General features: G+C 44.1%; 20 protein-coding genes and 1 pseudogene. 4 read left to right on the forward strand and 17 right to left on the reverse strand.

The window, feature by feature from the left end:
* Positions 1-236: 236 nt before the first annotated feature.
* From fliR to fliF, 13 genes are all read right to left on the reverse strand, one after another.
* Complete coding sequence (fliR, locus tag BO26_RS11430; RefSeq protein ID WP_036771468.1) at positions 237-1,019, reverse strand: flagellar biosynthetic protein FliR; 783 nt, start codon at positions 1,017-1,019, stop codon at positions 237-239.
* A gap of 2 nt (positions 1,020-1,021) precedes the next feature.
* Positions 1,022-1,291, reverse strand: a complete 270-nt coding sequence (gene fliQ, locus BO26_RS11435; RefSeq protein WP_036771470.1) for a flagellar biosynthesis protein FliQ — start codon at positions 1,289-1,291, stop codon at positions 1,022-1,024.
* A gap of 20 nt (positions 1,292-1,311) precedes the next feature.
* Positions 1,312-2,001 carry a flagellar type III secretion system pore protein FliP gene (gene fliP, locus BO26_RS11440; protein ID WP_110882744.1) on the reverse strand — a complete coding sequence of 230 codons (690 nt, stop codon included), beginning with the start codon at positions 1,999-2,001 and terminating at the stop codon, positions 1,312-1,314.
* 79 nt (positions 2,002-2,080) lie between these two features.
* Positions 2,081-2,533: a flagellar biosynthetic protein FliO gene (fliO, locus tag BO26_RS11445; protein ID WP_036771472.1), complete on the reverse strand. Its 453-nt coding sequence runs from the start codon at positions 2,531-2,533 to the stop codon at positions 2,081-2,083.
* 1 nt (position 2,534) lies between these two features.
* A complete protein-coding gene (gene fliN, locus BO26_RS11450; protein ID WP_011146202.1) occupies positions 2,535-2,954 on the reverse strand; it encodes a flagellar motor switch protein FliN in 420 nt (139 codons plus the stop codon).
* Positions 2,947-3,951, reverse strand: coding sequence for a flagellar motor switch protein FliM (fliM, locus tag BO26_RS11455; protein WP_036771474.1), 1,005 nt, complete (start codon positions 3,949-3,951; stop codon positions 2,947-2,949). Before fliM ends, fliN begins: the two co-directional genes overlap by 8 nt.
* Positions 3,952-3,956: 5 nt before the next feature.
* Positions 3,957-4,433, reverse strand: coding sequence for a flagellar basal body-associated protein FliL (fliL, locus tag BO26_RS11460; protein WP_036771475.1), 477 nt, complete (start codon positions 4,431-4,433; stop codon positions 3,957-3,959).
* Positions 4,434-4,750: 317 nt separating this feature from the next.
* Complete coding sequence (locus tag BO26_RS11465; RefSeq protein WP_036771476.1) at positions 4,751-6,037, reverse strand: flagellar hook-length control protein FliK; 1,287 nt, start codon at positions 6,035-6,037, stop codon at positions 4,751-4,753.
* Positions 6,037-6,480: a flagellar export protein FliJ gene (gene fliJ, locus BO26_RS11470; protein WP_036771477.1), complete on the reverse strand. Its 444-nt coding sequence runs from the start codon at positions 6,478-6,480 to the stop codon at positions 6,037-6,039. The genes BO26_RS11465 and fliJ overlap by 1 nt, the downstream gene beginning before the upstream one ends.
* A 42-nt stretch (positions 6,481-6,522) precedes the next feature.
* Positions 6,523-7,890 (reverse strand): flagellar protein export ATPase FliI, encoded by a 1,368-nt coding sequence (gene fliI, locus BO26_RS11475; RefSeq protein ID WP_036771478.1) that lies wholly within the window; start codon positions 7,888-7,890, stop codon positions 6,523-6,525.
* A complete protein-coding gene (fliH, locus tag BO26_RS11480) occupies positions 7,890-8,594 on the reverse strand; it encodes a flagellar assembly protein FliH (protein ID WP_036771479.1) in 705 nt (234 codons plus the stop codon). Before fliH ends, fliI begins: the two co-directional genes overlap by 1 nt.
* Complete coding sequence (gene fliG / locus BO26_RS11485) at positions 8,587-9,579, reverse strand: flagellar motor switch protein FliG (RefSeq protein WP_036771480.1); 993 nt, start codon at positions 9,577-9,579, stop codon at positions 8,587-8,589. The genes fliH and fliG overlap by 8 nt, the downstream gene beginning before the upstream one ends.
* Positions 9,576-11,279, reverse strand: a complete 1,704-nt coding sequence (fliF, locus tag BO26_RS11490) for a flagellar basal-body MS-ring/collar protein FliF (protein ID WP_036771481.1) — start codon at positions 11,277-11,279, stop codon at positions 9,576-9,578. The genes fliG and fliF overlap by 4 nt, the downstream gene beginning before the upstream one ends.
* A 276-nt stretch (positions 11,280-11,555) precedes the next feature.
* Here fliF and fliE point away from each other — a divergent pair, with 276 nt between their 5' ends.
* On the forward strand, positions 11,556-11,867 hold the full coding sequence (gene fliE / locus BO26_RS11495; RefSeq protein ID WP_036771482.1) for a flagellar hook-basal body complex protein FliE: 312 nt from the start codon (positions 11,556-11,558) through the stop codon (positions 11,865-11,867).
* 187 nt (positions 11,868-12,054) lie between these two features.
* On the opposite strand, the pseudogene BO26_RS11500 reads toward fliE, so the two are convergent.
* From BO26_RS11500 to fliD, 4 genes and pseudogenes are all read right to left on the reverse strand, one after another.
* Positions 12,055-12,335, reverse strand: a pseudogene (locus BO26_RS11500) (type II toxin-antitoxin system RelE/ParE family toxin).
* 390 nt (positions 12,336-12,725) lie between these two features.
* Positions 12,726-13,091 carry a flagella biosynthesis regulatory protein FliT gene (gene fliT / locus BO26_RS11505; protein ID WP_036771483.1) on the reverse strand — a complete coding sequence of 122 codons (366 nt, stop codon included), beginning with the start codon at positions 13,089-13,091 and terminating at the stop codon, positions 12,726-12,728.
* On the reverse strand, positions 13,091-13,501 hold the full coding sequence (gene fliS, locus BO26_RS11510) for a flagellar export chaperone FliS (protein WP_036771484.1): 411 nt from the start codon (positions 13,499-13,501) through the stop codon (positions 13,091-13,093). The genes fliT and fliS overlap by 1 nt, the downstream gene beginning before the upstream one ends.
* A 12-nt stretch (positions 13,502-13,513) precedes the next feature.
* Positions 13,514-14,932, reverse strand: a complete 1,419-nt coding sequence (gene fliD, locus BO26_RS11515; RefSeq protein WP_036771485.1) for a flagellar filament capping protein FliD — start codon at positions 14,930-14,932, stop codon at positions 13,514-13,516.
* A gap of 278 nt (positions 14,933-15,210) precedes the next feature.
* On the opposite strand from fliD, the gene BO26_RS11520 reads away from it, so the two are divergent.
* The 3 genes from BO26_RS11520 to fliZ all read left to right on the forward strand — a co-directional run bounded on the left by BO26_RS11520 (position 15,211) and on the right by fliZ (position 17,818).
* Positions 15,211-16,284: a FliC/FljB family flagellin gene (locus BO26_RS11520; protein ID WP_036771486.1), complete on the forward strand. Its 1,074-nt coding sequence runs from the start codon at positions 15,211-15,213 to the stop codon at positions 16,282-16,284.
* A gap of 246 nt (positions 16,285-16,530) precedes the next feature.
* Positions 16,531-17,253, forward strand: coding sequence for an RNA polymerase sigma factor FliA (locus BO26_RS11525; protein ID WP_036771487.1), 723 nt, complete (start codon positions 16,531-16,533; stop codon positions 17,251-17,253).
* Positions 17,254-17,305: 52 nt separating this feature from the next.
* The gene (gene fliZ, locus BO26_RS11530; RefSeq protein ID WP_011146218.1) at positions 17,306-17,818 is read left to right on the forward strand and encodes a flagella biosynthesis regulatory protein FliZ; all 513 of its coding nucleotides are present in this window, start codon (positions 17,306-17,308) and stop codon (positions 17,816-17,818) included.
* Positions 17,819-17,837: the final 19 nt, after the last annotated feature.

A 17,837-nucleotide genomic window follows, 5' to 3' on the forward strand; every position in this document is an offset into this window, starting at 1 on the left:
CTAAAATACTAAAATACTAAAATACTAAAATACTAAAATACTAAAATACTAAAATACTAAAATACTAAAATACTAAAATACTAAAATAGCAAAATAGCAAAATAGCAAAATAGCAAAATAGCAAAATACGTTTTTATTTTACCTATCGATAAGATTTTGTAGCATAAAACAGTACGATTTATGCCGTATAGAATACTTATGTTTTTTTTAGATTAATTCCGGTTTAAAAAATGTCTTCAAATAACCATTCCACTAATAATTACTGCCAGTCGATTAAATAATTCACTAAACATACGTTCAGTAAATGGCGCTAACATAGGGATTAAAAGCGTTAGTACTAATATGCCAGTGGTGAGAGTTAACGGAAAACCAACCACAAAGATAGAAAGTTGTGGTGTCATCCGGTTTAAAATCCCCAATGATAAATTCAATGTTAATAATAGCGTGATCAATGGTAGAGCCAACATCATGCCGTTGATGAATATCATGCTGGCGCTTTGTGCCAGAAGCAGAAATCCTTGGGCACTGAGTTGCAGTGGTTGTATTGGAATGATCTGGAATGTATCTGCCAGAACGGATAATAACCACAGATGACCGTCGAAAGCCAAAAATAGTAATAGAGTCAGAAGATTAAAGATCCGTGCCAGAATAGGCATATTGGGGCCACCAGAAGGATCGAAAAAGGTGGCAAATGACAGGCCCATTTGTAAACCAATTATTTCACCTGCATGACGAACGGCGGCAAAAGCAATTTGCATGGTAAGACCGAGTGATGCACCAATCAGGATTTGCTGGACCATCACCCAAAATGCGGCAACAGAGAAAATGGGGACTTTGGCCGGTTGTAGGTTTGGCATCAAAAGCAGTGTTACCATCACGGCCAGCCCGATTTTGACTTTCTTGGTTGCCTGTTTTTCACTGAATAATGGTGCGGTACTGAACAACGCAAGTACCCGAACCAGCGGCCAGAAAAATTCACTGACAAATTGGCTCAGCATTGCACTATCAAAGGTGATCATAATCAGCCAATTATTGCAGGTATGTTGCTGTAGAGTTCTCGCATGTAATCCAGAAACAGATTCAGCATCCAGGGACCCGCAATAACAGTTGTGACAAATACCGCCAGAATTTTGGGAATAAATGACAGTGTCATTTCGTTAACTTGGGTGGCAGCTTGTAATAAGCTCACAATTAAACCACATAATAAAGCCGCTAAAAGCAGCGGTGCTGCCAGTGCCAGTGCGACTTCCATTGCCTCTGTGCCCAATGCCATTACCGATTCAGGAGTCATAATATTTGTCTCTTTTTAGATCAACCGTAGAAACTTTGTGCCAGAGAACCCAGTAGTAATTGCCAACCGTCAACTAATACAAACAACATAAGTTTAAAGGGCAATGAGATGGTGGCAGGGGGCACCATCATCATACCCAATGCCATCAATACACTGGCGACCACCAAGTCAATAATTAGAAATGGGATAAACAAAGTGAAACCAATCTGGAAAGCTGTTTTCAATTCGCTGGTAATAAATGCTGGCATTAGGACTCGCATAGGAACGGAATCTGCCGTTTCAAACGGCGGTTGATCAGCAAGACGAGCAAACAGAGCTAAATCGTTTTCCCTTGTCTGACGTAACATAAACTGCCGCAGTGGTTTGGCGCCATTTTCTAAAGCGGTTTCCAGGCTGATTTTATCTTCACTAAAAGGCAGATAAGCATCCTGATAAACTTTATCGAAAACCGGTGACATAATGAAAAATGTCATAAATAAAGCCAGTCCGAGTAAAACCTGATTAGGTGGCGCTGATGGTGTGCCTAAAGCATTACGCAGTAAACCCAGTACGATAATAATACGGGTAAAACTGGTCATCATGAGTAAAGCAGCGGGAATAAAACCCAGCGCAGTAATAAAAACTAAAGTTTGAACCGGCAGTGACCAGCTTTGTCCGCCATTGGCTAATGGTTGACTGATAATCCCTGGCAGTTGCGCCGAGACATCCATGGGTAAAATAAGTGCGGTAAGCGTAATCGCCAGGCGGCATGATACCGCGAGTTTATGGTGATTGGTCATAAAGAAAGAACTACTTTTTTTCATCATCCTTGCCTTGGCGCATCAGCGTATTTTTTAAGATCTGACCAAATAGTGCTGGTTTTCCGGCTTGTTCTTCGGGGTTATTACGGCTGGATTCAGGTATTGGCATTTGATGTAGCAAATTAATTTGCTGGGCAGTGACACCCAATACCAGCCAGTCATTTTCGACTTCCACAATAACGACACGTTCACGTTGCCCAAGAGAGCAACTGGCTTTGATACTCAATTGTTGCTGAGTTTTCCCTTTACCGGGAATTAGCCCCATACGGCGTATTAACCAGGTAATGGTGAAAATCAACAGCAAAACCCCCGCCAGCGCACTGCTGACTTGCATCAATGTTTGGCCTGCGGGAAGTGGAGCGGAGGTTGTTACCTGAGTAACAGCCTGAGTTTGCGCGACAGGCTCTGTCGCGCCATTATGAAGAGAAGGCTGGAAAGCCATGTTAGCGACTCAGGCGACGCATACGTTCAGAAGGTGTAATGATATCGGTGATACGGATGCCGTATTTATCCGATACAACTACCACTTCACCCTGAGCAATCAGGTATCCGTTGATTAAAATATCCAATGGTTCCCCGGCAAGACCATCAAGAGAAACAACAGAGCCTTGAGATAATCTCAGCAGTTGTTTAATCGTCATTTTTGTCCGGCCCAGCTCTACAGATAATTTGACCGGAATATCCAAAATCAGATCAATATCCGATAAGTGAGCCAGTGCATCCTGCGGCTCCAGAGATTCAAAAATCGCCGCGCTACTGTCAGAGGTTTGTTGTTGCGCGGCCTGTTGTTCCAGAGCTTCTGCCCACATATCTTCGGCAGATCCGGTGGCAGCGGTATCTGTGGGTTGCTTAGCATCACTCATTGGGCTGTTCCTCATCCAGAGCATTTAAAACAGGGTTAATAAGGTGTTCGACGCGCAGGGCATATTGCCCGTTTAATGTTCCGTACTGGCTGGTGAGCACTGGCACACCGTCGACGTGAACGATCAGGCGTTCGGGTTTATCAATAGGCAATATATCTCCCGGCTGAAGTTGCAGGATTTTTGACAATCTCAGCGGGATATCAACAAAATTAGCGACCAGTTCCAGTTCTGAGTGTTGAACCTGTTTTACCAGGCTTTCCCGCCATAGACTGTCTTCCTGCCGGACATTTTCCAGCGGTGGGTTGGTCAGGCGTTCCCGTAATGGTTCGATCATGGCAAATGGAATACAGATGTTAAATTCACCACTCAGTGCCCCGATTTCTACCTGAAACGGTGTTGTCACCACAATATCGTTCGGTGATGTGGTGATGTTGGTGAATTTCACCTGCATTTCAGAGCGCACATATTCCACTTCAATTTTGAAAATGGAATCCCACGCATCACGATAGGAATCTAACGCCATCCGTAGCATCCGGTTAATCACCCGTTGCTCAGTATGGGTGAATTCACGGCCTTCTACTTTGGTCGGGAAGCGCCCATCACCACCGAACAGGTTATCTACGGCGATGTAAACCAGACTTGGCGCAAATGCAAACAGCGCTGTTCCTCGCAATGGTTTCAGATGAACCAGATTAAGGTTAGTTGGCACCGCCAGATTACGAGCAAATTCATGATAAGGCTGGATTTTTATTGCACCGACCGTAATATCAGGACTCCGGCGGAGCATGTTAAACAGCCCCATCCTGAAATGACGGGCAAAGCGTTCATTAATAATTTCCAGTGCTTGCAGACGTTCCCGGACAACGCGGCGTTGTGTATTCGGATCATAAGGACGAACCTCATTTTCCCGGGATGCGGTATTTTCTGTGTCGTCACTGGCACTGTCGCCATTGAGCAGAGCATCAATCTCTGCCTGTGAAAGAATATTGTCACTCATGCTGATTATCGCAGAATAAACGTGGTAAACAGTACGTCGGTGATAACCTGATCCGGTTCACCGGGTACCAATGTTGGGCTAAGCGTTTGTTTGATATCGTTCATCAGACGCAATTTGCCGTTATCATGAGCCAGTTCTGCTGATTTCTGGCGTGATAGTAATAACAACATACGGCTACGAATTTCCGGTAGATACTCATGGAAGCGCTGGCGGGTTTTTTCATCGGTTAAACGTAGAGTCACGCCAACATAGAGCACACGGTCAAAGTGATCTTCGTTGTCGATCAGATTGACGGTAAAAGGTTCCAGAGTCATAAATACAGGGACTTCTATGGTTTTTGATGCCACAGAGTCACTTTTTTCTGCCTGTTTAAATGCCCACCAACTGTATCCCCCGATGGCGGCACCGATAACGGCAATCAGTACTAACAGTATCATCCAAAATGGATTTTTGCGTTTACGCTCGTAGCTATAGTCAGACATGGACAGACAAATTCCTGTTTTCGTTGCGGACAAGTGTCCGCTCATTCCGTGGCGGACTTGCTTATCCATCAATATCGATAGTCATTATCCCGCGTATTTTCGCTGGCAATAGCCGGAACAAACGGGGAAAAAACCACTAACTCGTTCGTTTGTTGTGAACCTTGTTGATAACTTTGATCTTTCAAGTTGCTACTTTGTTAGCTGCTTTCATTTACCCCGGTTGCATCGTTATCTATGCTTCCGGGGATTCTGTTTATTTGCTGTTGTGCTGCAACCTACAATCTATTGGATATCATGCGGATAAATACCTTTCACCATCAGGCGAAAATATCTACACCTCCCCGGACTGATGCCAGTTGATGAGGTGTTAAATTTATGGTGGATTCTGTAGCAGAAAGGCTTTCTGATGAGGTGTTAGCGTTGTGGCTTCTGTCGCTGCCGGAATTTTGTGAACCAGACCGCTGTTCTTGTTGCCACGGGGTGGAGCTGTCACTGCTGACACTGCTTTGCGTCAGTTGAATACCACTTTCTGCTAAAGCGTGGCGAAGGCCTGGTAATGCTGCTTCTAGCGCAGCCCGGACATGACTATGAGCTGATGCCAGATGTAATTGGGCCTGATTATCTTCGACAGACATGCGGATTTGTAATGTGCCCAGTTCTTGTGGGTGCAGGCGTAGTTCTGCCTGTTGCAAGCCATTGCGGTTAAATAACATGATTTGCTGGTTTAATTGTTGTTGCCACTCTTCACTACCCAATTGAGCACTTAGCAAAGGGGTGGAAGCGCTGGATAACTGAAACTGGGTTGTTTGATTGTGCCCTGCGGAGAGCAGGGGAGAAGTTGTTACAGCGGATATTTGTCCAGTTTGTTGATTGTCAGTGGTGGTCGGCGTGGGCTGGATCTCAGCTTGAGCAGTGGTCTGAATCAGTACAGGTTCACGTGGATGATTTTGCGTTGCACTTTCAGGTTGAATCCCGTGTTGAATAGTTGCCGGAGCAAGCTTGGATTTTACCTGAGAATGTTGCACCGGTTCGTTTTCAGGTTTGGTTTTAAAAAGCGCTTCTGCTTTTTCTGCCTGTTTTGCCTGTTCTGGCATAGCTGTCAGAAGATTTTCTTCTGTTGGTAATTCTGTCGCCCCAGATTCTTTAGGAAAATCCCGGAGGTTTTTATTGCCATGTGCAATGAGTCCAGCGAGTTGAGGAGCTTCTTGCTGGTTTTCTGACCTGATTGCTAACCCGGATAATTGTACGGGTAAACTTGCAGCCAATTCTTCTGCTGACATGAGTTTTTCATCAACAAGAACCGGTTGTTTGTTGACTTCTGTTTTTACATCAAGGGGAATCAGTGAGGCGCCAATAGATTCTGCTGGCATTTCAGGGGAGATAGATAACAAAAAGGATAAACCGTTATTGGTATCATCTGTGATCTCTTTTCCTTCTTTAGATGATACTTTTCCCGGTTTAATCATACCTTTTTGTGCCGGTTCGGTTTCCAGATTAAGAAATTGAGCAAAAGTCGAAGGTTGCTCGGAGTCAGTGAGTGAATCACTGTACATTTGCGGGTTTTCTGCCGATTTCAGGTCAGCAGGCAAAAGAGTGATATTCATTATTTATTTCTCCATTGTGCGCTACGTTGGGCATACTCATCCATTTGTTTTTGCTCCGTTCGGTTCTGATGTAATCTTCGGCTGTTATCCGCCCGCTGTTGCAAAGTATCAAAGGCATTGAGACGCTGCTGTTTTTCCTGCCACTGTAATAAAGCTGTATCAAGCCGTTGTTGCCATTGATTGAGTTGCAATTTGTGCTGTTCAATTGCTTTTTCCAGCGTTTTCATGAATTGCTGATAGTTTTGCCAGGTAGTACATGGCATACCGCTACTGAGTGTGTCGTTCAGGCGTACTCGGTACTCATCTTGATAACCTATCAATGTTGCAAGTTGTTGCTCCATTTGCTGATGGTTTTGACGAACCTGTGCAAGATGAGTCGCTGCTTTTTCCACTGCATTTTGTGCAAGTTCACGCAAGGTCATGAGAGGTGATTGTTGCTGCATCTTATTCCTCGCTTTAATGGCAACAGATAGAAAATCATTACGTTACATAGGTAATAACTGTTGTAGTTGAGTACAGGCAGCTGCATATTCACTGCGCTCTTCAATATCCTGTTGTAAGAATTGTGCCATGTAGGGATAAAGCTCAATCGCTTTATCCAGGAGCGGATCACTACCTGCGGCATAGGCGCCAACGTTGATTAAGTCACGGTTGCGCTGATAACTTGCGAGCAGTTGTTTGAACTGTTGTACCTGCCGGTAATGTTGTTTATCAATGAGTGATGTCATGGCGCGGCTGATAGAGGCTTCGATATCAATCGCCGGGTAGTGGCCTGATTCTGCCAGCGAACGGGAAAGCACAATGTGACCATCCAGAATGGCCCTGGCAGCATCGGCTATGGGATCTTGCTGATCATCCCCTTCGGTCAGGACGGTGTAAAACGCGGTAATCGAACCACCGCCGTTTACACCATTCCCGGCACGCTCCACCAGAGCCGGAAGTTTAGCGAAAACGGAAGGGGGATAGCCTTTGGTTGCTGGTGGTTCGCCGATGGCTAATGCAATTTCACGCTGCGCCATACTATAGCGGGTTAATGAATCCATAATCAGCAATACATGCTTACCCCGGTCCCGGAAGTCTTCAGCGATACGGGTAGCGTAGGATGCACCTTGCATACGTAATAACGGTGAAATATCGGCAGGTGCGGCAACCACTACTGAACGGGCTAAGCCGGCTGCGCCAAGGATATTTTCAATGAAGTCTTTAACTTCGCGGCCACGTTCTCCGATCAAGCCAACGACAATCACATCTGCTTGTGTATAACGTGCCATCATGCCAAGCAGAACGCTCTTACCCACGCCAGAACCAGCAAACAAGCCCATACGCTGCCCGCGGCCTACTGTCAGAAGGGCATTGATCGCCCGTACGCCGACATCCAATACTTCACTGATTGGTGTGCGCTGCAGTGGGTTAATTGGTGGTGTGGTCAGTGGTGCGCGATAGCCAGTATCGGGTGATGGAAAGCCATCCAGTGGGCGGCCAGCACCATCTAGCACTCGTCCCAGCAGTTCCGGACCAAGCGGTAACTGGCGCCCACTACTGCAATCTTCACCGCTGTACGGACGGGAATAAACACGGGCGCCGGGTACAATACCTTCCAGATCTTCAAGTGGCATCAATAAAAGCTTGTCGCCATTAAAACCAACGACTTCACTTTCAACTTCTTCAATATTGCCGCCATTTTGCCGCTCAATCAGACATGTTGCTCCCAGAGGTAGATGTAAGCCTGTTGCTTCCATAACTAACCCTGTTGCTCTGGTCAGACGCCCATAACGACGAACCGGCGAAGTTTTCTCTAGCTTTTTCTCAAAAGCATCCAGTGTTGCTAACCAACGTCCGAGTCTTGCCGTCATTACAATTCTCCTGGAGCTGCCAACCGGCATAATTCATGCCAGCGAGTAGCCAGGCTGGCATCTAAATCGCCTTCATCTGCACTGATTTTGCAACCACCAGGGTGCAGTTTGTTATCTGCCAGTAAACGCCAACCGTGTAGTGAGAGCGTATTTCCCAGTTGCTTCTCAACCATTGGAAGATCTTGCGGATGAACCCGGAGTTGCGGTTTACCGCTGAACATCGGTTCCTGTTGGATAAATTCACGGATCTGGTTGAGCAGAGCAGTACCATCACAGATCGCCGGCTGTCCTAAGATCTGTTTTGCGGCGGTCAGTGATAACTGCATCAAACGGGATGCGATAATGGTATCGAGACCTTCAAGTGAATGCTGGAAATCAGCCAGCATGCTTTGCCATTGTTCTGTAATGGGTTGTTGCTGCTGGCTTGCATTCTGCAATCCCTGTTCCAGACCGGCTTCTAAGCCGACCTGGTAGCCTTTTTCATAGCCTTGAGCTTGGCCTTCGGCAAATCCTTGCTCATGTCCTGCTTGTCGGGCTTGTTCTTTCAGGTTATCCAGCATCGCCGCTTGCTGAAGGATTTCATCATGCTCAGCAGTTTCCTGTGAGTCGTCAGTAGGCTCTGGTTTGGCCTGCAGTTTCTCCCACTGTGTGAGTTCATTGGGTTTCCATGGCTGCCAGCCGGCATTGTTCAACTTATCAGACATAGCTATCATCGCCACCATTCAGGATAATCTCCCCGCTTTCTGCCAGACGACGAACAATAAGCAGGATGGCTTTCTGTTCGCTTTCTACCTGCGACATACGTACCGGCCCACGATTTGCCAGATCGTCGCGCATAATCTCTGCGGCACGTTGAGACATATTATTGAGGAAGTGGTCGCGTAGTTGCTGGTTGCAGCCTTTCAGGGCAATGAGCAAGGAGTCGGTAGAGATTTCCTGCAACAGACGCTGGATACTGCGGTCATCCACATCAATGAGGTTTTCGAACAGGAACATTTCATCAATGATTTTTTGTGCCAGTTCATTATCGTAGGAGCGCATTGCTTCGATAACATTCTCTTCCTGCTGACTTTTCATTAGGTTAATGATTTCAGCGGCGGTACGAATACCTCCCATTTTACTGCGTTTAAGGTTTTGACCATCTAACAGATTATTGAGCACTTCTGTCAGTTCGGCCAACGCAGCCGGTTGGACTCCGCCGAAAGTGGCGATACGCAGCATGATGTCGTTACGCAATTTGTCATCAAATAGCGCAAGGATATCGGCTGCCTGTCCGCGATTTAGGTGAACCAGAATGGTGGCGATAATCTGTGGATGTTCGTCACGGATCATATCGGCTGCCATTTGGGGTTCCATAAAGTTGAGGGTTTCAATACCGGTGGTGGTTTCACGGGATTCGAGAATATCCTCAAGCAGGCTGGAAGCGCGCTCTTCACCCAGCGCTTTAATTAACACTGAACGCAGATAATCACTGGCATTGATACTCAATGCCGCATACTGGCTGGCATCTTCTTCGAACTCTGCTAATACATCGACCAATTGTTGGTTGGAAACCTGGCGCATACCTGCCATTGTAATACTAAGTTGCTGGACTTCCCGGGAATTCAGGTGTTTAAACACCTCTGCCGCCTGATCTTCTCCCAAGGTCATTAACATGACGGCGCTTTTTTCTGTTCCGTTTAGGCTCATTGTTCGTTACTCATCCATTGACGGATCACCAGCGCCACAACGCGAGGATCTTTTTCTGCCAGTTCGCGGATACGCTGGCTTTGAATTTCAGCACTGACCCGTTGACGTGTCAGTCTCTGGCGGGTTCTTTCATCCATTTCTGCACTGGATTCAGCTGATTGTTTTTTCTGAACTTTTTGTGCTTCAAGAGCGGCTTTTTCTACGGCACGTTTTTTAGCGAGTTGAGGAACAACCATTTTGCGCCACAGCAGCCATGCCACCAGTATCAAGAGAAGATAGCGACCAAAATCAAAGGCTTTTTCCAGCAGAATAGGGTTCTGCCACACCGGAATAACCTCGATGTTTTCTTTGCTCTCAGTAAACGGTGTGTTAACCACATTTAAGCTATCGCCACGCTCTTTGGAAAAGCCCATCGCTTCTCTGGTCAGCGCTTCTATTTTTGCTAGTTGCTCTGGTGTCAATGCCTGCGTTTCCGGGCCATTTTTGCCATCGACAGTGACATAATTGACGACAACCGCGACAGACAAGCGGTCAACACCACCTGCTTGCTGTTGTACATGACGAATAGTCCGGTCCACTTCATAGTTTGTGGTTTCATCACGGCGGTTATTGCGATTACTGTTCATCATGCGCTCATTGCTGTTATTTGCGTATGATGTTTTCTTATCGCTTTTGTCGTTTTTATTACTCTCTTTAGTATTGGGTTTATCAATCGGCGCGTTCGGTGGCGGGCTTGGTTGATTAGAAAGTGCACCAGGAATACCACCAACCAGAGGACCTCCACTTTGTTCACTTTCACTTAGCTGTTTTGAGCGAACGGCGGCTTGATTAGGGGGTTGGTTAGGTTTGTATTCTTCTGCTGTCTCTTCACGGCGTGAAAAATCTACCTGGGCAGTCACTTGGGCATGAACGTTACCACGACCGACGACCGGGGTCAGAATAGCTTCAATACGCTGCTGGAAGCGGTTTTCTACTTCCTGAATGTATTTTAGCTGACTGGTATTCAGATCGCGCCCGGTGGCATCGGCTTGTGTTAATAGGCGTCCGGCTTGATCAACGATAGTGACATTGCTTGGCGGAAGCCCAGCAACACTACTGGAAACCATATGGACAATGGCATTGATCTGGCCTTCATCCAGTGTACGGCCTTGCAGCAACCCAACGGTAACGGATGCGGAAGGGGACTTTTGTTCACGAACAAACAGAGACGGTTTGGGGAGTGCAAGATGAACACGGGCATTTTGCACAGGCCCCAAAGATTCAATTGTCCGTGACAGTTCACCTTCCAATGCTCTTTGATAGTTAACTTGTTCACTGAACTGGCTGATACCAAACTTTTCTTTATCGAGTAGCTCGAACCCGGCAGCTCCACCCTTAGGTAATCCTTGTTGTGCCAGTTTTAGCCGCGTCTCATGCACCTGCCCGGCAGGGATCATGATAGCAGAGCCATTTTCGGCAAAACGGTAAGGGATATTTAACTGGGTTAGTTGTGTGACAATATCACCACCGTCTTTATCGCTTAGATTACTGTAAAGCACCCGATAATCTGGGCTGCGTAACCACAGGAAAAGGGCAATGACAATAGCGACGGCTGCACTGCCTGCAACCAATAATGGCACTTTAGGATCAGCTTTTATCCGATTAATGATAGTGCTGAAACCATTAGTTTGATTTTCAATGTCGGTTGTTGCGGCACTCATAGACGATCCTTGCCTTGCTGTTCAACATGAATACTAAAAGCGTGGCGTAACAAAACAGACTCCCCATACGCAAGCGAAAGAATTCTTCCTATTTTCAGTTTTGTCATTATTCGCTGTTCACTCATCTTTTAATGGCACAATAAGCCCTGACTTTTTACGTTAATTACCCGCTTTAGATTGAGGAGGCTATGTTAGGGTGGCGGTCTGAAAATATGCCGTATAAACCTTGGGTTAATATGGCATTGAATTGCTAGGGTGGTTTAACACGAGGTTTTTATGTCAATTCAGGCAATTGAAGGCGTGCTGCAACAGATGCAAGCTCAGGCATTACAGGCAGCCAGTATCGCAAAACCCATGCCATTACAGGGTGGATTTGCCAGTCAACTAACGGCGGCTATTGGTAAAATTAATCAAACACGTTTAAATGCGACAAAACAAACTCAGGATTTTACGCTGGGTGTACCTGGTATTGAATTGAATGATGTGATGGTGGATATGCAAAAGTCCAGTATTGCTTTGCAAATGGGTGTTCAGGTAAGAAATAAGCTGGTGGCTTCTTATCAGGAGATTATGAATATGCAGGTGTAGGTATATTCAGCTATTGATGTCTATCGTTAATAAGAGAGATCGCGAGTGTCGTGGATAATTTCTGCGGCGCTGCAAACAGGATATTCCATCGGTTTTATTTCTGGTCTTTTGTGTTGAAAGGCAATCTATAGATCATACTGAGATTGCATTTCTGTCCACATTTCAGTGCTGCCCATTTTGTTATTCCTCAGTGGTAATCTTGATAGTTGACGAGAATGACATTTTCACCTTCAAATCCAAATGTTAATCGCCAATTGCCATTGATCGATATAGCCCAGTGACCTTTTAAATCAGCCTCTTTTAGTGGGTGGAGTTTCCACCCCGGAGCGTTCATATCATCTGGTTTTTTAGCCGTTTTAATGCAGTTAACTGAATTTGTAACTTTACAGCATGTTTTGGTTGAATACCTGCTGTAGTGCCAGTTTTGAAAAACTCTTCCAGACCTTTATGTTTGAAACTCTTAATCATTTTCGACATTATGGCACTGTATTGCGTATAGCTACACTATGCGGATATAGATATTAGAGGTCAAGTTTTTGATGGAGGGTAAAATATGTCGAAGTGGGGGTAGAATGATTTTTTTCCTATTTTTGGGAACGTAAAAATAATAAAATATAAAAATTATTTATTTTTCAATTGAATATGATTTTTTGGCATATCATGAAGTGGATGAGTTTCGAGGTTTTCAGAGGAGTATCGGTTATCTTACTTATCATTGTTCATTTCTGGCAGACGCAATTTAATCACCAAGATTTCTTATCTATTCCTTATAATCTGAATTGAAATCAATACATCCTAAAATAAGTTCACAAAACGAGTAAATAATGGTGATGGGAGTACATCACCTTTATTTCTCAATTACTTTTGTTCCGTAAGGATATGATAGGGTTCAACAGGGAATTGGCCGTAGCTATCATTTAATAGTTGCTGTCGGCCTGCTTGTTTGATGAGTTTACTTAATTCATCAAGTCTTTTCTGTAGTAGTTTTTTGATCTCATTTTCATTATCTAAAATTATCTGCAAAATGTTGGTCATTTTTTGCTGTAACGAAAGAGAAGTCGTCGATGATATTGAAGAGTGGCTGATCACTTCTACTGCCTTGAGGTAGGTGATTTCCATATCAACAAGCTCATCCCATTTTTCATTTTTGGCTAAATTAAGCATTTGCTCACTTAAACTTAGGATCCGTTGGTAAGCTGACAAAAGATCCATTTCATTATCCATTAAACAATATCCTGACTGGCGTTGTGATGAGGGCCAATTTGCCGCCAAGCTTCTGAAATCTCAGTGAGTAATTTTATTACTTCGGTAATGGCTGGCTCATCATTGCGTAAATTAGCGTGGAGTAAACGTTGGGTCATATAGTCGTAAAGGGAAGCAAGATTGTGTGCCAGCTCTCCGCCTTTCTCGTTATCTAACCCCTGTTTAAGGCCATTATCAATGATATTGATCGCTTTGGAAATAGCTGCACCTTTTTCCGCGATATTACCTTGTTCCATCAGAATAATTGCCCGACGCAGGGCGCTAAGCGCCCCGTTGAACAAAATCTGAATCAACTGATAGGGGGAGGCATTCATAATTTCGCTCTCCACATCTATCTGGGCATATAATTGACTTGCCGAACGTTGATACATAATTTCCTTTAATTATCTCATCTGCTGTAATAAGAAGTTACTGGTTTGCTTTAGGGAAGAGACCATTTTATCCAGTTGTGAAAATTGGCGTTTATAACGTTCAATCGTTTCGTTAATATTGGTTTGTGTCCTGTCTACTTGTTTCTCAAGGGTTTTTAGACGTTTGTTAATACCGTTGGTTGCGGTAACTAAGGTACCTTCATGGCTATCCAAAGCATCTTTTAATAGTTTATGTGTCTGGGTGGCAAAACCCGTTTCTTTACCGTCACCCATAAAGAAGGCTTTCACATTAGCCGGTTTTTCTTTTAGGTTTTTTTCCAGTTTTTCGTTATCAATTTCCAGTTTGCCATCAAGTTTTTGTTTAATACCCAGTTTATTCAGAGTCGGAATATCATTAACAGCCTGAGAGCTGAAAATTTGGCTTCTTAGTTGGTTCTGGATTCCACGTAATGTACTGTCACCTAATAAAGCGCCGTTATCTTTCGAGGGTTCTTCACCTTGTTTTACGGGTTTATATTTGGTTAGCGAATCAAACGTTGTCTGCAACTCATTATAAGCATCAACCCAGTTTTTAATTGCCTCTTTCATCGGCTCAATATCACGGGATACGACCAGCATTTCTGGCTTATGTTTCCCAGGATTATCTTTATCCTCGGTCGTTTTTTTCAGATCCAGTATAACGCCTTCGGGTGCATCGGTAATATGGTTTGTCTGGCGCTCAATTGGGATTTTATTAACGGTCAAGAGTGCATTCTTAGCTTCGACGGTTTGGGTGAGTTTACCTTTTGTATCCGGAGTATGGTTTAGAAATTCGCTAAGTTTTTTATCGCCTTCAACAGTGATGGTCATCACGGATTCAGTGCCAGCTTTTTTAGCTGTCAGCACTAAATAGTTTTCTCCATCTTTCGCTTTAATGATACTGGCGTTGACGTTACCTTCCTGTTTATTAATTGCATCACGGATTTCAATAATGGATGTTTGTCCGTCTGTCAGCTCAATTTTCATCGGCTTTTTTTCGCCGGGTTGAGTAATGGTAATTGTCCGGGTTTTACCTTCACCCAAAGACTCACCTATGTACTCTTTGATATTACTGACTTTTTCTGTTTGTAATGATTGTGCCTGTGCCAATTGTTTAACTTCAATACTGTAGTTACCCGGGCTGGCTTTAGAATCGGTACTGGCAGTGAATGCATCATGCTTTTCGCTGGCAGTGGTTGTCTTAAGTTTATCGAATTTTTTCAATGACTCAGACGCAGTTTCCAGTTTTTCCAAACTACTTTTTAATGTACCAAAAGCGGTTAATTTACCTTTATAACTGGTTTGTTGTTCTGTCAGAGGGACCAACCGTTTTTGTTCTGCTGCTTGAAGTTTATCTAGTATAGGGCCTAATTCCATCCCCGATCCGGCCCCTAATGAAGAAATGCTAGCCATATTGACTCCTTTATCTTTATTAGTAAATCTCTATTGAACCGGTTATCGGTAAGTTTTTAGAAAAGTTTACTAATAAAAATAATTTTTTGATGGTAAGAATAATCGAGAAGAACAGGCGCTGTTTGGCTTATAAGGGAAGAGTGATAAAAAAGAAAAAGTTTTTTCAAGAAAAATTAAAGGTTCTTTGAGGAGCGCCGATAAAACTGTTGGCGGTGATGAACACCGTGGGTAAACCCCAAACTTATATATCGACTTGATTTTAAAAAGGAACTCCAACTATGGCACAAGTCATCTACACCAACAGCCTGTCCCTGCTGACTCAGAATAACCTGACCAAATCCCAGGGTACTTTGGGTAACGCTATTGAGCGTCTATCTTCTGGTCTGCGTATCAACAGCGCGAAGGATGACGCGGCTGGTCAAGCGATCGCTAACCGTTTTACTTCAAATGTTAGAGGTTTGACTCAGGCGGCACGTAACGCTAACGACGGTATCTCTATTGCACAGACTACCGAAGGTGCTCTAAACGAAATTAATACCAACTTACAACGTATTCGTGAACTGACTGTTCAGGCGCAAAACGAAAGCAACTCCAGTAGTGATATTAACTCTATTAAGGACGAAGTTACTCAGCGTTTACAAGAAATTGACCGTATTTCTCAACAGACTCAATTTAATGGTGTTCGTGTTCTAAGTGAAAAGAACGAAATGACTATTCAGGTTGGCGCTAACGATAACGAAGTTATCAAAATTAATCTGGAAAAAATTGATAGTGAGACTCTAAAGCTGGATAAATTTAATATTAGCTCATTAGGTGGAGTACGTGTTGGTACTGACGTGGGTGTTGTGAAAGGTGGAGCTGATGGTAAAACTGATACTAAGGTAAACCCACCAACTATTGCTGATGTTACTGATATCAAAGTCAAGGCAGCCAACAATAAAGATGGTAAAGCAATTGATGGCCAATATGTTGTAACGGGTAAAGATAAAGGTGGTGAAGAAGTATTTTATAAAGCCACTATTGACACTAAAACGGGTAATGTTACAGTTGGTGAAAAAACAGCCAAGTTTGATGATAATGCTAAGCCATTAAAATCTTTAGATGATGCTCTGGCACAAGTTGACAGCCTGCGCAGTTCTCTGGGTGCTATCCAGAACCGTCTGGAATCTACCGTTAACAATCTGAACAACACCGTTAATAACTTGAGTTCTGCTCGTAGCCGTATCGAAGATGCTGATTACGCGACCGAAGTGTCTAACATGAGCCGTGGTCAAATTCTGCAACAAGCGGGTACTGCGGTTCTGGCTCAGGCTAACCAGGTTCCTCAGACTGTATTGTCTCTGCTGCGTTAATCGCTTCATTAGGGCAATATGTGAACCTGATTCACGTAAAAATCCAAATAAATCAAGGATCGGTTCGCCGGTCCTTCTTTTTTAGTCGTTTATCGTGAACAGCCTAAAATTTGTGTTATTATTAGGCGGACAATAAATTTCGCATAGGTGAAAAAGAAGCGCTTTTACTACATTGTTCAAACGATTGCCCTTGTTAGGGGATTGGATAATGGTAGTTAGTCTCTTATTCCAAAGGTGTCTGTTGTTGTGAGCGATTTGTATACCGCCGAAGGCGTGATGGACAAAAACAGCCTCTGGAAGCGCTATGTACCATTAGTTCGCCATGAAGCGTTAAGGCTACAAGTTAGATTACCTGCGTGTGTGGAGCTGGATGATCTACTTCAGGCCGGAGGAATCGGCTTACTAAATGCGGTGGAACGTTTTGATTCCTTACAAGGAACCGCGTTTACCACTTATGCGGTACAACGCATCAGAGGTGCAATGTTGGATGAGTTAAGGAGCCGTGATTGGGCTCCGCGTAGTGTGCGACGTAATGCGCGCGAAGTGACGCAAACCATCCGTAAACTTGAGCAAGACTTAGGCCGTCCAGCCAGTGAGCAGGAAGTTGCTAAAGAATTAAAGATTGATCTGGTAGAATATCGGCAGATACTGTTAGATACGAATAACAGTCAGTTGTTTTCTTACGACGAATGGCATGAAATGCATGGTGAAAGCTGTGAACCTGTCATTGAAGAAGGGCATGAAACCAATCCCTTACAACAATTGTTGGAGAGTGATGTTCGTCAACGGGTAATTGATGCCATTGATTCGTTACCCGAGCGAGAAAAAATGGTTCTGACGCTGTATTATCAGGAAGAACTTAATCTGAAAGAGATTGGCGCAGTACTTGAAGTCGGGGAGTCCCGCATAAGTCAGTTACATAGTCAGGCGATTAAACGTCTGCGGGCTCGCTTAAATCCGGAAAAGTAACTTTTTGCTTATTTGTTTTTTGTTTAAGACTACACACAGGGCTTTATCTCTTATGTCTGTTACAACACAAAAGAAACGGCCGCTCAGCCGTTACATTAAAGACTACAAACATAGTCAAACTCATTGCTTGCATTGTCACAAAGCTCTTGATCGCATCTCTTTGGTTTTTAATGGCCAGGTGATCAATAAAGAGTCCATCTCCGAGATGACGGAGTTGATTGATGATAAGACCTGGGATGAGTTACAAGATAAATTTGTCGCATTATGCCGTTTTTGCAGTGAGATTTATTGCAACAGCGAGACAGATTATTTTGACATCATGTCTTTCAAACAGTATCTGTTTGAACAAACTGAAATGAGCCACAGTACTGTTCGTGAGTATGTGGTTCGCTTACGACGTTTGGATGAATTGCTCACTTCAAGCAATTACCCTGTAAAAGAGTTCACAACAGAGAAAATCCAGGAAAAACTGAGTGAGAAATTATCACAGTCGGCATTCAGTAACTACAACATTGCCTTGCGTAAGTATGAGCAGTATTTGAGTTGGCAGCAAGGCGGTCATTAAGCTGGAAATATAACAGTAA

Origin of the sequence: Photorhabdus australis DSM 17609, from assembly GCF_000711895.1 — a bacterium.
In the GTDB taxonomy this organism is placed as follows: domain Bacteria; phylum Pseudomonadota; class Gammaproteobacteria; order Enterobacterales; family Enterobacteriaceae; genus Photorhabdus; species Photorhabdus australis.

Bases quoted from the DNA above. Each gene is read 5' to 3' on its own strand.
- fliR (WP_036771468.1), bottom strand. From the start codon at position 1,019: ATGATCACCTTTGATAGTGCAATGCTGAGCCAATTTGTCAGTGAATTT.
- fliQ (WP_036771470.1), bottom strand. From the start codon at position 1,291: ATGACTCCTGAATCGGTAATGGCATTGGGCACAGAGGCAATGGAAGTC.
- fliP (WP_110882744.1), bottom strand. From the start codon at position 2,001: ATGGATGTCTCGGCGCAACTGCCAGGGATTATCAGTCAACCATTAGCC.
- fliO (WP_036771472.1), bottom strand. From the start codon at position 2,533: ATGGCTTTCCAGCCTTCTCTTCATAATGGCGCGACAGAGCCTGTCGCG.
- fliN (WP_011146202.1), bottom strand. From the start codon at position 2,954: ATGAGTGATGCTAAGCAACCCACAGATACCGCTGCCACCGGATCTGCC.
- fliM (WP_036771474.1), bottom strand. From the start codon at position 3,951: ATGAGTGACAATATTCTTTCACAGGCAGAGATTGATGCTCTGCTCAAT.
- fliL (WP_036771475.1), bottom strand. From the start codon at position 4,433: ATGTCTGACTATAGCTACGAGCGTAAACGCAAAAATCCATTTTGGATG.
- BO26_RS11465 (WP_036771476.1), bottom strand. From the start codon at position 6,037: ATGAATATCACTCTTTTGCCTGCTGACCTGAAATCGGCAGAAAACCCG.
- fliJ (WP_036771477.1), bottom strand. From the start codon at position 6,480: ATGCAGCAACAATCACCTCTCATGACCTTGCGTGAACTTGCACAAAAT.
- fliI (WP_036771478.1), bottom strand. From the start codon at position 7,890: ATGACGGCAAGACTCGGACGTTGGTTAGCAACACTGGATGCTTTTGAG.
- fliH (WP_036771479.1), bottom strand. From the start codon at position 8,594: ATGTCTGATAAGTTGAACAATGCCGGCTGGCAGCCATGGAAACCCAAT.
- fliG (WP_036771480.1), bottom strand. From the start codon at position 9,579: ATGAGCCTAAACGGAACAGAAAAAAGCGCCGTCATGTTAATGACCTTG.
- fliF (WP_036771481.1), bottom strand. From the start codon at position 11,279: ATGAGTGCCGCAACAACCGACATTGAAAATCAAACTAATGGTTTCAGC.
- fliE (WP_036771482.1), top strand. From the start codon at position 11,556: ATGTCAATTCAGGCAATTGAAGGCGTGCTGCAACAGATGCAAGCTCAG.
- fliT (WP_036771483.1), bottom strand. From the start codon at position 13,091: ATGGATAATGAAATGGATCTTTTGTCAGCTTACCAACGGATCCTAAGT.
- fliS (WP_036771484.1), bottom strand. From the start codon at position 13,501: ATGTATCAACGTTCGGCAAGTCAATTATATGCCCAGATAGATGTGGAG.
- fliD (WP_036771485.1), bottom strand. From the start codon at position 14,932: ATGGCTAGCATTTCTTCATTAGGGGCCGGATCGGGGATGGAATTAGGC.
- BO26_RS11520 (WP_036771486.1), top strand. From the start codon at position 15,211: ATGGCACAAGTCATCTACACCAACAGCCTGTCCCTGCTGACTCAGAAT.
- fliZ (WP_011146218.1), top strand. From the start codon at position 17,306: ATGTCTGTTACAACACAAAAGAAACGGCCGCTCAGCCGTTACATTAAA.